Below are 13646 nucleotides of genomic sequence, written 5' to 3'. Positions count from 1 at the left end.
AGCTTCATGAAAGGTCGTTGAAAGGTTAATGAAAGCTTCGCTGATTAGGATCCTGCCACGACTCGTTACAAATGCGCCCTGTGCGCATGCGTATCGTCCAAGGTCGTGACGAAAAACGCCTCGATGCGTTTTCAACAATAAAAACAATATCGGAGTCACCGGTGATGCCATCACTGCATATCCCGGCCATAGCGCCGTCTGAACCCCGTCCTGTTTTGAGTACACTTCGCCACGCCGCGCTGTGCATCGTCACGTCCCGTTTTCCCGTGATTGACATGATCGCCCCAGGCTCGCAATGCCGTGGAACGACAGTCTGATCGCTAACCCGAACGCATCCAGAACAACAACTCCTTCGGAGACTGACCATGAACCTATCGTTGCGCCGTATCTGCGTCGCTGCCAGCTGCATGCTGGTAGCCACTCAATTGTGGGCCGAGCCCAACCGCCCTGAATGCATCGCGCCAGCCTCGCCGGGTGGTGGCTTCGACCTGACCTGCAAACTGGCGCAAAGCGCGCTGGTTAACGAAAAGCTGCTGAGCAAACCGATGCGTGTGACGTACATGCCGGGCGGCGTGGGCGCGGTGGCGTACAACGCAGTGGTGGCGCAACGTCCTGCCGATGCGGGCACGCTGGTTGCCTGGTCCAGCGGTTCGCTGCTCAACCTGGCCCAAGGCAAGTTCGGTCGTTTCGACGAAAACGCCGTGCGTTGGCTGGCCGCAGTAGGCACCAGCTACGGCGCCATCGCGGTCAAGGCCGACTCGCCCTACAAGAACCTCGATGACCTGGTCAAAGCGCTGAAAGCCGACCCGAGCAAAGTCGTCATCGGCTCAGGCGGCACCGTCGGCAGCCAGGACTGGATGCAGACCGCGCTGATCGCCAAGGCCGCCGGTATCAATCCGCGCGACCTGCGTTACGTAGCCCTCGAAGGCGGCGGTGAAATCGCTACGGCCCTGCTCGGTGGCCACATTCAGGTGGGCTCTACCGATATTTCCGACTCCATGCCACACATCCTCAGCGGCGACATGCGCTTGCTGGCGGTGTTCTCCGACGAGCGTCTGGACGAGCCGGAAATGAAACACATCCCGACGGCCAAGGAACAAGGCTACGACATCGTCTGGCCGGTGGTGCGCGGCTTCTACCTGGGGCCGAAGGTCAGCGACGACGATTACAACTGGTGGAAAGCCTCGTTCGACAAGCTGCTGGCGTCCGATGACTTCGCCAAGCTGCGAGACCAGCGCGAGTTGTTCCCGTTCGCGATGACCGGCCCGGAGCTGGACGCCTACGTGAAGAAACAGGTCGCCGATTACAAGATGCTGGCCAAGGAATTCGGCCTGATTCAGTAAATGCCTGGTTTGACTGGCTCTCACTGACCGACTAGGGCTTACGCCGCCTTCTTCGCGGCGTAACCCAGGAGCTTTCCATGGTCTTGCAACGACTTTTCGCTTTTGTGCTGCTGTTGGCCTGCATCGGTCTTGCGCTGATGGCGTGGCCTTATCAGGCGCCGTTTTCCTACGAACCTGTTGGCCCACGTGCCTTTCCGCTGCTGATGCTGGCGCTCATGGGTATTTCTCTGCTGTACATGATGTTTCGGCCGACGCCGATCAAACATTCCGAAGACGAACCGCCGCTGGACCGTCCAACGCTGATCAAGATTGGCATCTGCACCCTGTTGTTGCTGGTGTTCGCCGGCCTCTTCGAGCCGCTAGGCTTCGTGCTCAGCAGCATCCTGATCGGCATCCCCATGGCCCGGCTGTATGGCGGCCGGTGGCTGCCGAGCATCGTCATTACCCTCGTGATGAGCATCCTGCTGTACGTGCTCTTCGACAAAGTGATGGATGTGCCCCTGCCCCTTGGCCTGCTCGACGTTCTGGAGAACTGATATGGACACTCTCGGCTATCTCGGCCAGGGCTTCGGCGTCGCACTGACCCCGTACAACCTGGTCACCGCCCTTTCCGGTACCTTGATCGGCACCATCGTCGGCCTGCTGCCGGGGCTGGGCCCGATCAACGGCGTGGCCCTGCTGATCCCGATCGCGTTCGCCCTCGGCCTGCCGCCGGAATCGGCGCTTATCCTGTTGGCGGCGGTGTATCTGGGCTGCGAATACGGCGGACGCATCAGCTCGATCCTGCTCAACATCCCTGGCGAGGCGTCCACCGTGATGACCGCGCTGGACGGCTACCCGATGGCCCGTCAGGGCTTGGCAGGCGTGGCGTTGTCACTGTCGGCATGGAGCTCGTTCATCGGCGCGTTCATCGCCACCTGCGGCATGGTGATGTTTGCCCCGCTGCTGGCCAAGTGGGCGATTGCCTTCGGGCCGGCGGAATATTTCGTGCTGATGGTTTTCGCGATTGTGTGCCTGGGCGGCATGGCCGGCGATCGACCGCTCAAGACGTTCGTCGCGGCACTCATTGGCCTGTTCCTGTCCAGCATCGGTATCGATGCCAACAGCGGCGTGTATCGCTTCACCGGCGACAACATTCATCTGGCCGACGGCATTCAGTTCGTCGTGCTGGTACTGGGCCTGTTCTCCATCAGCGAGATCCTGCTGTTGCTGGAGAAGACCCATCGCGGCCAGGAAGCGGTCAAGGCCACCGGGCGCATGATGTTCAACTTCAAGGAAGCCAGTTCGGTGTTCCTGCTCAACATCCGCTGCGGCCTGATGGGTTTCATCATGGGCGTGTTGCCTGGTGCGGGTGCGACGCTGGCCAGCGCCGTGACCTACATGACCGAGAAACGTATCGCCGGTGCCAGCGGCAAATTCGGACAGGGCGACATGCGCGGCCTGGCGGCCCCGGAAACCGCTATCGGCGCGACTGCCTGCGGGGCTCTGGTGCCAATGCTGACGCTGGGCGTACCGGGCTCAGGCACCACGGCGGTGATGATCGGCGCGTTGTCGCTGTACAACATCACCCCCGGCCCGCTGCTATTTCAGCAGCAGCCGGATATCGTCTGGGGCCTGATTGCCTCATTGTTCATCGCCAACATCATGCTGGTGATCCTCAATATCCCGATGATCCGCATCTTCACCCGCATTCTGGCCGTGCCGAACTGGGCACTGGTGCCGGTGATCGCAATCATCACCGGGATCGGCGTCTACGCAGTTCACGCCACCACCTTCGACCTGTTCCTGATGGTGGGCATTGGCATCTTCGGCTACATCCTGCGCAAGCTGGACTTTCCGCTGTCGCCCATCCTGCTGGGCTTCATCCTTGGCGGACTGATGGAGCAAAACCTGCGCCGCGCGCTGTCGATTTCCAACGGCTCGATGGACATTCTCTGGTCCAGCCCGATCACCCTCGGCGTTTGGGTGGTGACCGCGTGCATGTTGGTGCTGCCGCTGATTCGTATCTGGCGCAAACGTTCGGTTCAGCGTCGCGCACTGGCCGATGTCTGATCGGCCCTTCAAGACATGGTGGGGAACACCGCTGGTCGGCCTGTCGGGGGGTTACCTCGCCAGCCAGGTCGGCTGGCCCCTGCCCTGGATGGTCGGCTCGTTGCTGGCGATCATCCTGGTCCGCTGCCTGACCCCATGGCAACTGGCTGAAATCCCCGGCGGTCGCAAATGCGGCCAATGGGTGGTCGGCATCGGGATCGGCCTGCACTTCACCCCCATCGTCATCGAGCAAGTGCTTTCGCATTTCGGTCTGATTTTCTTCGGTGCACTGGTGACCAGCGTCTCCAGCGTGGTCGGGGTGTGGCTGATGCTGCGCACCGGGGAAGACCGCGCAACGGCGTTCTTTTCCAGCATGCCGGGTGGGTCAGGCGAAATGGTCAACCTTGGCGCGCGCAATGGCGCCATTCTCAGCAACGTCGCGGCGGGCCAGAGCCTGCGCGTGCTGGCGGTGGTGCTGTGCGTTCCGGCGATTTTCAAATATCTGATGGGCAGTGGCGGCCCGCCCGTGAATGACGCGGTCGTCAATGGGTCGTGGTTGATGCTGCTCTTTCCACTCGGCGCTGGGGTCGCGTGGGGCTGGCAACGACTCAAGCAACCCAACCCCTGGCTGTTCGGCCCTTTGCTGGTCAGCGCCGTGGTCAGCATCGGTTTCGACTTGCACATCGGTTTGCCTGACGGCGGCAGCCAGATGGGGCAATGGCTGATCGGCAGCGGGCTGGGGTGTCATTTCAACCGCACCTTCTTCCGCCGCGCGCCTTCCTTTATAGGGCGTACCCTGCTGGGCACGGTGTTGACCATGAGCATCGCCGCGCTCTGCGCATTGGCTCTGAGCGCGGCGACCCACCTGGACCTGCGCTCCCTAACGCTGGGCATGATGCCCGGCGGCATCGCCGAGATGAGCCTCACCGCAGAAGTGCTGCAACTGTCGGTACCGCTGGTCACGGCGATGCAGGTCATGAGGCTGCTGTTTGTATTGTTCCTGGCCGAGCCGTTGTTTCGCTACTGGAATCGGCAGCCTTGCGGGAGTTCAAATCTTTAGCAGCAGTCGCCAGGCGCGTTTCACACCTGCGCAGGCAACCGCCAATCAATAGGCGTCAAACCGTTTTGCTGCAGATACTTGTTGGCCAGGCTGAAATGCCCGCAACCCAGAAAGCCTTTATAGGCCGACAGCGGTGAGGGGTGCACGGAGGTCAGGATCAGGTGTTTGGAGGCGTCGATCAGCTTTTTCTTGCTCTGGGCGTGGGAGCCCCACAGCAGGAACACCAGGTGCGGCTGATGCGCGCTGACGATTTCGATGATCCTGTCGGTGAAGTGCTGCCAACCCTTACCTGCGTGAGAGGCCGCATTGGCCCGTTCGACGGTCAGGGTGGTGTTGAGCATCAGCACGCCCTGATCGGCCCACGACTGCAGGTAGCCATGATTCGGGATATCAATATTCAGGTCGCGCTTGAGCTCTTTATAAATGTTGACCAGCGACGGCGGCGCCGGGATGCCTGGCTGCACCGAAAAGCATAGGCCGTGGGCCTGGTTCGGGCCGTGGTAAGGGTCCTGGCCGAGGATGACCACTTTCACGTTGTCCAGTGGCGTCGAATTCAGCGCATTGAAGATCAGCGGGCCCGGCGGATAGATCTGCTTGCCTGCGGCGTGCTGCTGGCGCAGGAACTCACGCAGTTCACCCATGTAGGGCTTTTCAAACTCCTCGCGAAGGGCCTGTTTCCAACTGGGCTCAAGTTTGATGCGGTCGTCGTCAGTCATGGTCATATCCGAGAAAACAATGCGCGGACTTTAGGGGCTGTGGCCGATTATTTCCAGCGCAGCGCCACATGGGTTTCCTACACTGCTGGGCACAGCCGATTGCAACTTCCCGGCATCCAGGGCACTCACAGCCCTGATGCATGCCTGTCCTACGCGAGGTAACGATGAACCTGCAATTCGAAGAACTCACAGGAACCGACGGCGCTCGCCTGGGGATTGCCACGCTGGACGCGGAAAAATCCTTGAATGCGTTATCCCTGCCGATGGTCGTGGCGCTACAGGATCGCCTCGAGGCTTGGGCCAGTGATCCTCAGGTCGTTTGCGTGCTGCTGCGTGGCAATGGCGAGAAAGCCTTCTGCGCAGGTGGCGACGTGCGCGCGCTGGTAGAAGCCGGGCGAGACAAGCCTGGGACGGTGCCGCCGCTGGCCGCGCAGTTCTTCGCCGCCGAATACCGCCTGGACTACACCCTGCACACATTCCCCAAGCCGCTGATCTGCTGGGGCCACGGTTACGTGTTCGGCGGAGGCATGGGGCTATTGCAGGCAGCCAGCACTCGCGTGGTCACACCGAGCAGTCGGCTAGCGATGCCTGAAATCAGTATCGGCCTGTACCCGGACGTCGGCGCCAGTTGGTTTCTTTCGCGCCTGCCGGGCAAACTGGGGCTGTTCCTGGGGTTGACCGGGTCGCACGTCAACGGCCGGGACGCGCTGGATCTGGGCCTGGCCGATCAATTCCTGCGCGACGACCAGCAGGAAGAGCTGATCGACCGTCTGCTGCAACTCAACTGGCAGGAACAGACCGCCGCTCAGCTCATAAGCCTGTTCAAGGCGTTGCAACAGGAAGCGCTTGAGCACCTGCCTCAAGCCCAATGGTTGCCCCGTCGGCAGCAGATCGATGAACTGCTGGACGTTGCAGATGGGGCCTGTGCGTGGAATGCCCTCAAACACCAGCTTCATTCGCAGGACCCATTGCTGGCCAAGGCGGCAAAAACCCTGACTGAAGGTTGCCCGATGACCGCGTTGTTGGTCTGGGAGCAACTCGCGCGGGCGCGGCGCATGTCATTGGCCCAAGCGTTGCAGATGGAATACAGCATGAGCCTAAACTGCTGCCGGCATCCTGAGTTCAGCGAAGGCGTGCGGGCGCGGCTCATCGATAAGGATCACACCCCGCATTGGCACTGGCCGGACATCGCGGCAATCCCACTCGCTGTGGTGGATGCGCACTTCGAGAAGGCGTGGGAAGGACGGCACCCGTTGGCGGATTTATCCGAATACTGAAATGAACAGCGCCAGGCTCGAGATTCAAGCTGCAAGGCGGGCAGCACGAGATTCCTATCGAGCCTGGCGCAGGCTACTCCCTCCCGGTCTACCCTGGCGCCTTAGCGATTCCCGCCGCCCGGCCCACCATGACCGCCCCGACCGAAGTTGCCGTCCTCGCGGTGGTTGCCACCTGACGGCCTTCCCGGTATCGGACCACCACCCCCACCTCCATGGTTGCCATTCCAGCCGGCACCAGGGCCGCCCCCGCCTCCGCCGCCGGGACGAGGCCCTTGGCCTGGGGGAGGTGGCCGATAGCCCGAACCGCCCCCACTGTGGTAGCCGCCCCCTCCACCATTCCACTGGCCACCACCATAACCGGGGCGGCCGCCGTAGCCTGGGCCCGGGCCGTAGTTACGAGGCGGTGGCGCGTAATACCGGGGCGGTGAGTAGTAACGCGGCGCCGGGTAGTAGCCCGGCGAGGAGTAATAACGTGGCGAGGAGTAATAAACCGAGGATCCGTAGACCGCCGCCGGGGCGTAGGGGCGGTAGCCGTCATCCACGTAGCCGCCACTGTAAACAGGCTGCGTATAGGTCTCTTGCTCGTAGTAGCCTCCATAGCAACCCGCTAGGGACAACGTCATCAGAACGGAAAGCAAGCTTCGTCGATACATGGCGGCCTCCTGGACCGCGATAGAGCTCGAACCAGCGGCGCTGGTCGGCGTTCCCGCAACTGCCGAGAACATGACATCAGACTGCAGGATCCCCACTCAGTGCCCTAACTTACGCCTAAGCCGCCGGACGGCACGCTTGATCGGTGGACGCTACCGGCATTGGTAAACCTCAGCATTGACGCCGGCGGCGCAGCACAACACCCCGCCATCGATGCCTTCAAGGGGCGTCGTTCGCTGCAACAAACACCCCATCGCTGATCAGCGGAGCTAGGCAAGGTAGCGCCCATCAGGCGCACGTTTGTCAATGAGACCTTCGGCGCAGACGCTCGCGGTCATGTGTTGACCGGTCAGCCGCAAACTGAAGACGCCGATAGCGCAATCGGGTGGCCTCAGGCTAGCATGTCCCGCTTAATGGATTATCTATTCAAGCGGACTGGTCATGCCCCCTCGTTCCACGCTCCACTCACAACGCTCCTTGCTGTTGACGTTGGTGATTCTCCTCGGGAGCGGCTTTCTTGCGACATCCATGCTCAGCTACTTCGCCTCGCGCGATGCCATTCGCGACAGCATCGTCAACACCGAACTGCCGCTAACATCCGATACGGTGTATTCGGAGATCCAGAAAGACCTGGTTCGCCCTGTGCTGATTTCCTCGATGATGGCCCGCGACACCTTCGTGCGCGACTGGGTGGTGGCTGGCGAGAGCGATCCGCAGCAGATGACCCGCTACCTCAACGAGGTAATGAATCACTACGAGACCTACACCTCGTTTTTCGTTTCCGACCGCAGCCTCACCTATTACCAGGCCAAAGGCGTGCTGAAGCACATCCGGCCCGACGAGGCCCGCGACACTTGGTATTACCGCGTGCGCGACATGGCCGCTCCGTACGAAATCAACGTCGACGTTGACCTGGCGAACAAAGACAGCCTGACGTTCTTCATCAACTACAAGGTCTTCGATTACAACGACAACTTCATCGGCGCCACAGGCGTCGGGCTGACCGTGGACGCGGTGATCAAACTGATCGACCGCTATCAGGAACGCTACCAACGCAGCGTGTATTTCGTCGACGCATCCGGTCGACTGGTACTGACCGGTGCCAACGGCGGCCCACAAGGCGCGAAGATTGGCCAGGTGTTGCGTGAGCTGCCCGAGTTGAAGAACCTGCAGGCGCAAATGCCAAAACCGCAAAGTGGCAGCTATCAATATGAGGTGTTAAGCGACGCGCACTTTCTTAACGTGCGCTACATCCCGGAATTGAACTGGTACCTGTTCGTCGACAAGCGCGAAGACGGTGCCCTGAGCGAGATTCGTCAGTCGCTGTACGTCAATCTGTCGATCTGCCTGGCGGTAATGGTGTTGGTATTGGTGCTGCTTAATCGGGTGGTCCGTCGCTTCCAGCTGCGCATCGAAACCCAGGCGATGGTCGACAGCCTGACTGGCCTGCCTAACCGCCGCGGCTTTGACCGGATCGCGATAAATGCCATTGCCGAGTCTCGTCGCGACCACAAGGCGTTGTCGGCGATACTCCTGGACCTGGATCACTTCAAGCGACTCAACGATACCCACGGCCATCTCGCGGGCGATGAAGTGCTCACCGGCTTTGCAGAAGACGTCAGGCGGTGCCTGCGCGACAGCGACATCATTTGCCGGTGGGGCGGCGAGGAGTTCATCATCGTGCTTCAGGACACCAATAGCAGCGGTGCCCGACGCGTCGCCGAGAAAATTCGCCTGCTGGCCGAGCAACACACCTACGTGTTTACCGGTGTTGCCTTGCAGGTCACCGTCAGCCTGGGGCTGACTCAGCTGCACTCCGGCGATACCCTTCAAAGCATGATCGCTCGCGCCGACCGGGCGCTTTACAGCGCCAAGCAGAGCGGCCGCAATCGAGTGTGTATGGAAATGGCAGAACTGGCATGACCTCCTCAGCGAACCTCGACATCTGCCCTGTCTGCGGCCAGGGCAACCGCTGCACCCTGGCCGATCCACGGACGGTCGACCGGCCGTGCTGGTGCTTCAGTCAAACCGTTGATCCGGCGATACTCGCCGGGTTGCCCGAAGCGTTGCGCAACAAGGCCTGTCTGTGCCCACGATGTGCGGGGTTAGCCGAGAAGGACGAACCGACTCAACATGCGCCTGCGCCGTAACCTGGCGCTGCGCTGCCTATTCACTCACACGCCGACCCGTCATGCGCCTCGACCGCTTTCTCAGCAACCTGCCCCGCTTCAGCCGCAAGGAGGTGCGTCTCGTACTGCTCGCAGGCCGCGTGCGCGTTGATGGGCAGACGATCAAGGACCCGCTGCATGACGTCCGCGAATTCAGTCATATCACGCTTGACGACCAAACCCTGCAAACCGCTAAACCGGCCCGTTATCTCATGCTGCACAAACCGCCCGGCTGCGTCAGCGCCACCACCGACCCGCAACATCCCACGGTCCTCGACCTGCTCGACGAACCCGATAAGCACGAACTGCATATCGCCGGACGCCTGGACTTCAACACCTCGGGCCTGATGATCATCACCAACGACGGCCAATGGTCGCGACGCTTGACCCAGCCGACGACCAAGCTGGCGAAGGTCTACTACGTCGAAACCGAGCAGGAAATCGGCGCGCACTACCTCGAGAAGTTCGCCCAGGGCTTCTACTTCGCCTTCGAAGACCTCACCACCCTGCCAGCCCAGTTGACCCTGCTCGACAGCCATCACGCGCGCCTGAGCATCGTCGAAGGCCGTTACCATCAGGTCAAACGCATGTTCGGTTTCTTCAACAATAAAGTGCTTGGCCTGCACCGCGAACACATGGGCCCGTTGGCGCTGGATCCCGCGCTTGAGCCGGGTCAGTACCGCCCACTGACGCCTGAGGAAATCGGGCTCATCTGACATCGCCAGACCGCTCGGCAGATCTGTTCCGGGATGCACCAGCAACAATTGCGAGTTTACCCGTCACCTGCTTGAATCCACACAGCGATCCGCAATAGCCCGAGCAGTCACCGCAACTCAACGAATCCCTGACCACCTCTTCGGGGCGTGAAGCACACACTGGGTGAGCCGTCCGCCATAACAATACCGGTCAGCCAGAATGTCCGGGACCGACACGAATCCTCTTCAAGGCATTGCCTACCTGTCACGAAACATGTGCAACGTGAGTACGCACACCTGTTTAACGTCAGGAGACATGGGTATGAGGCCAGAAATTGCGGTGCTTGATATACAGGGTCAATTTCGCGTTTACACGGAGTTCTATCGCGCAGAGGCCGCGGCCAAGACCATCATTATGGTCAACGGCTCAATGGCCACCACTGCATCTTTCGCCCAGACCCTTCGCAACCTGCATCCGCGCTTTAACGTGGTGCTCTACGATCAGCCCTATGCGGGTAAATCCAAGCCCCACAACCCCCATCGAACACCGCTGAGCAAGGACGTCGAAGGCCAGATCCTGCTGGAGCTGGTCGACCACTTCCACGCCGAACACCTGCTGTCGTTTTCCTGGGGTGGCGCCGCTGCCCTGGTCGCACTGGCGCACCGCCCGAAACGGATCGAAAAAGCCGTGATCAGCTCGTTCTCCCCGGTCATCAATGAACACATGCATGATTACCTCATCCGCGGTCAGCAACATTTCGGGGCTTTTGATCGCAACGAAGTGGGGACGCTGGTCAACACCACCCTCGGTAAACACCTGCCTTCGCTGTTCAAGCGTTTCAATTACAAACACCTCAGCTCCCTGGCGCCCCACGAATATGCGCAAATGCACCACCACATCACTCACGTGCTGGACGCTGACACACAAAACCAGCTCAAAGCCGCCAAACGCATCAACGTGCCCGTGCTGTTCATCAACGGCGAGTGGGACGACTACACCGCCGCGCACGACGCCCGGCTGTTCAGCAACCACATCCGCGACTGCCACTTCACCACCATCAAAAGCGCCGGGCACTTTCTGGACATGGAACACAGGAACGCCTGCCTGGACTCCCGCAACGCCTTAAGAAACTTCCTCTCCCCAGTGCCAGAACCCGACCGAACGAGCCACCTGCAGGTACAAACGCAACCTGCATTTGCAACATGATTGGGGGATTCTGGGCAGCGGATTCATTCGGCGGTGGCATTCGACAAATGAAATCCGGGTCTGCCTATCACGCACGGATTGGCTTGCTCCACATTTAAAGCTTCAATTCGCCGTGCGCTTCTGGTACAAAGTCAGCCGCTGAAAGCGTCAAAAGCGGGTGTCGTATAATGGCATTACTCCAGCTTCCCAAGCTGATAACGAGGGTTCGATTCCCTTCACCCGCTCCAGTTTTTTCAATGCCTTCAAGTGGCACCTCTTGTTAGAGGTAGCTGTTTCTCGCTGCCCCCCCCCCTCTTTTTACTTCCTTAACCGCTCAGCTCAGCTCAGCTCAGCTCAGCTCCCAGACCCGCGCGCTCGTGCAGTCAATGCACGTCTGTCCATAACCGCTGAAAGAGCCTAATAATGCAATGCGAGCGCGTGGAAGCGCTTTGTCAGCCCCATGCCGGAAGACGTAAGCGTGCGGCCGATCCACTTTGGCAAGCAAAGCAGGTCGTGCGCCTCAGGGTATGATGGCCCCTCACGATACCTGGATCGGAGTCAGTGATGAACCTGAGCATTTTGTATGCATTGGCCGCCGCTGCGTTATTCGGTGCCAGCACACCGCTTGCCAAGCTGCTCGGGGTCGACGTTTCGCCTGTGTTACTAGCAGGCCTTCTCTACCTTGGCAGCGGTCTGGGTCTGACAATCGTTCGTCTTGTTCGTGACCGTGGCTGGAAACAGGTCGGTCTGGCGCCATCCGAATGGCCTTGGCTGCTCGGTGCAATCGCGTTCGGGGGAGTGCTCGGGCCCGTTGCGCTGATGTTCGGATTAACCAGAACGTCCGGCGCAACGGCGTCTTTGATGCTCAACCTAGAAGCAGTGCTGACTGCGTTATTGGCTTGGGTTGTGTTCAAGGAAAACGCTGATCGGCGTATCGTCTGCGGCATGGTGGCGATTATCGCGGGCGGCGTGGTTTTAGCCTGGCCTGTGGAAAGCATGCAGATTGATGACTGGTTAGGGCCATTAGCGGTCTGCGCGGCGTGTCTGTGCTGGGCCATAGATAACAATCTGACACGCAAGGTTTCTGCCACGGACGCGCTCTTTTTGGCAGGGTTCAAAGGTTTGGTAGCCGGGCTGGTGAATTGTTCGTTAGCCCTGTTGCTGGGATCTCGGTTGTCTGATTTATCAGTGCTCGCCCCGACGCTAACGCTTGGTTTTCTAGGGTATGGCGTCAGTCTGGTGCTCTTTGTCCTGGCCCTGCGTAGCCTTGGTTCAGCGCGCACCGGGGCGTACTTTTCGACTGCGCCGTTCTTGGGTGCAGCCATCGCAATCTTAGCGATGGGCGAGGCTGTGACAGTTTCTTTTTGGGCAGCCGCCGTCTTGATGGGAGTGGGAGTATGGCTTCACCTTACCGAGAGCCACGCGCATGAGCATCAGCACGTAACTTTAAAGCATGACCATCGCCACGTTCACGACGAGCATCATCAGCACGAACATTCTTTCGAATGGAGCGGGACAGGTGCACACAGCCATGTTCATGAGCACGCGCAGATCCGACATAGTCATCCCCACTTTCCGGATATCCACCACAGGCATACCCATTAGGGTAAGCGTTCGCTGCACACGCATCGCCTAGTCAGGTCTGTTTATGTCGAGCGGGCGCCCTCTCTTATATAGGAAGGCTTATTAGCTGGACGGCCACCTTTCAGCAAAGCCGTAACCAATAACGGTCAACCCCTTTACCCGCTCCAGTTACCTCTCTCATGACGGCCTCGCCCCGTTCCAAAAAGCTCGCGCCAGTCTCCCTTTAGTAACATCACGAATCGGCAATACAACCCGTCGATCCGACGAGCTTGAGGCTCCATCAGCAGCTCAGGCATGTCGTTGAGCCGGACCCAATAGTTACTTTGCCATTCCAGCAGGCTGACCGCGCTGCCCGCCCAGTTCATCGTTCTAAGGTTTGGCAGGTGGGGTTCGGACGTGTTGTGCAACGTCGGTATTACGACATGCGTGATCCAGTGTCGCAGCGCTCGATTTTCAGGGACGTAGTGGTGGACCAGCAGAGTGAAGAGCCCGGACTCGCTGATGAGCAGCTGTTTGCTGCACTGGCCGTTGGCGTCGAGCCAGGCTGTGCGGCGCTGGTCTGCGTCGAGTTTCCAGGTGGCGCGTTCGTCGAGGGGTTTGCCCATGAGGCGGGCGATGTCCTGGAGGCAGAACCAGGCTTGGTTCTCCAGCAGGAGGGCGCGTAGCTGGCGTTGGTGGCGGGTGAAGATGATCGGTTCGAAGCAGTCTGTCATCGCCTTATTGCCCCTTGCTCGGGTAGGCGATGGCTGTGGGTCTTTTGAGGAACACAATGCCTGCATCAGTGCAGCTCCTTACGTTGGAGCTACCATCCTGCGTCTCTGAAGAGTTTAGGGTGGCAGCTGTGCGAAGGTTAGCGAACCGGCCATACCACCCGGCAGACCCGTAGGTCTCCGACGCACAGCTGCCATTGAACCTGCTTCAAATGGTAGGTTTGA

13 protein-coding genes and 1 tRNA gene are annotated in these 13646 nt (G+C 60.1%); 11 read left to right on the top strand and 3 right to left on the bottom strand.

The genetic code is table 11. The annotated features are described in order from the left end of the window. Positions 1 to 359 precede the first annotated feature (359 nt). From B3I26_RS07950 to B3I26_RS07935, 4 genes are all read left to right on the top strand, one after another. A complete protein-coding gene (locus tag B3I26_RS07950) occupies positions 360 to 1343 on the top strand; it encodes a Bug family tripartite tricarboxylate transporter substrate binding protein (protein ID WP_296256828.1) in 984 nt (327 codons plus the stop codon). A 77-nt stretch (positions 1344 to 1420) separates the two neighbouring features. Beyond that, positions 1421 to 1879: a tripartite tricarboxylate transporter TctB family protein gene (locus B3I26_RS07945; RefSeq protein WP_296256766.1), complete on the top strand. Its 459-nt coding sequence runs from the start codon at positions 1421 to 1423 to the stop codon at positions 1877 to 1879. Between the two features lies 1 nt (position 1880). Beyond that, the gene (locus B3I26_RS07940) at positions 1881 to 3395 is read left to right on the top strand and encodes a tripartite tricarboxylate transporter permease (protein ID WP_296256764.1); all 1515 of its coding nucleotides are present in this window, start codon (positions 1881 to 1883) and stop codon (positions 3393 to 3395) included. Continuing rightward, entirely contained in the window at positions 3388 to 4434 is a 1047-nt protein-coding gene (locus B3I26_RS07935; protein WP_296256762.1) for an AbrB family transcriptional regulator, read from the top strand. The genes B3I26_RS07940 and B3I26_RS07935 overlap by 8 nt, the downstream gene beginning before the upstream one ends. A 20-nt stretch (positions 4435 to 4454) precedes the next feature. Here the strand turns inward: B3I26_RS07935 and ung are convergent, their stop codons facing one another. Further along, the gene (ung, locus tag B3I26_RS07930; RefSeq protein ID WP_296256760.1) at positions 4455 to 5150 is read right to left on the bottom strand and encodes a uracil-DNA glycosylase; all 696 of its coding nucleotides are present in this window, start codon (positions 5148 to 5150) and stop codon (positions 4455 to 4457) included. Positions 5151 to 5314: 164 nt separating this feature from the next. On the opposite strand from ung, the gene B3I26_RS07925 reads away from it, so the two are divergent. Next, positions 5315 to 6427, top strand: a complete 1113-nt coding sequence (locus B3I26_RS07925) for an enoyl-CoA hydratase/isomerase family protein (protein WP_296256759.1) — start codon at positions 5315 to 5317, stop codon at positions 6425 to 6427. A gap of 101 nt (positions 6428 to 6528) precedes the next feature. Here B3I26_RS07925 and B3I26_RS07920 read toward each other — a convergent pair whose 3' ends face one another. Next, complete coding sequence (locus tag B3I26_RS07920; protein WP_296256756.1) at positions 6529 to 7080, bottom strand: hypothetical protein; 552 nt, start codon at positions 7078 to 7080, stop codon at positions 6529 to 6531. Positions 7081 to 7519: 439 nt separating this feature from the next. Between B3I26_RS07920 and B3I26_RS07915 the strand changes: the two genes are divergently transcribed. The 6 genes from B3I26_RS07915 to B3I26_RS07890 all read left to right on the top strand — a co-directional run bounded on the left by B3I26_RS07915 (position 7520) and on the right by B3I26_RS07890 (position 12732). After that, positions 7520 to 9001: a sensor domain-containing diguanylate cyclase gene (locus B3I26_RS07915; RefSeq protein ID WP_296256753.1), complete on the top strand. Its 1482-nt coding sequence runs from the start codon at positions 7520 to 7522 to the stop codon at positions 8999 to 9001. Then, positions 8998 to 9228, top strand: a complete 231-nt coding sequence (locus B3I26_RS07910; RefSeq protein ID WP_296256750.1) for a cysteine-rich CWC family protein — start codon at positions 8998 to 9000, stop codon at positions 9226 to 9228. The genes B3I26_RS07915 and B3I26_RS07910 overlap by 4 nt, the downstream gene beginning before the upstream one ends. Positions 9229 to 9269: 41 nt before the next feature. Beyond that, positions 9270 to 9962 (top strand): pseudouridine synthase, encoded by a 693-nt coding sequence (locus tag B3I26_RS07905; RefSeq protein WP_296256748.1) that lies wholly within the window; start codon positions 9270 to 9272, stop codon positions 9960 to 9962. A gap of 301 nt (positions 9963 to 10263) precedes the next feature. Continuing rightward, positions 10264 to 11148, top strand: coding sequence for an alpha/beta fold hydrolase (locus tag B3I26_RS07900; RefSeq protein WP_296256746.1), 885 nt, complete (start codon positions 10264 to 10266; stop codon positions 11146 to 11148). Positions 11149 to 11301: 153 nt separating this feature from the next. After that, positions 11302 to 11375, top strand: a tRNA-Gly gene (locus tag B3I26_RS07895). Between the two features lie 316 nt (positions 11376 to 11691). Beyond that, complete coding sequence (locus B3I26_RS07890; RefSeq protein ID WP_296256744.1) at positions 11692 to 12732, top strand: DMT family transporter; 1041 nt, start codon at positions 11692 to 11694, stop codon at positions 12730 to 12732. A 134-nt stretch (positions 12733 to 12866) separates the two neighbouring features. Here B3I26_RS07890 and B3I26_RS07885 read toward each other — a convergent pair whose 3' ends face one another. After that, positions 12867 to 13424: a BRO-N domain-containing protein gene (locus tag B3I26_RS07885; RefSeq protein WP_296256743.1), complete on the bottom strand. Its 558-nt coding sequence runs from the start codon at positions 13422 to 13424 to the stop codon at positions 12867 to 12869. Between the last annotated feature and the right edge of the window lie 222 nt (positions 13425 to 13646).

Origin of the sequence: Pseudomonas sp. UBA5706 (assembly GCF_002419965.1) — a bacterium.
Taxonomy (GTDB): domain Bacteria; phylum Pseudomonadota; class Gammaproteobacteria; order Pseudomonadales; family Pseudomonadaceae; genus Aquipseudomonas.
This window is presented reverse-complemented; position numbering and strand designations above follow the sequence as displayed.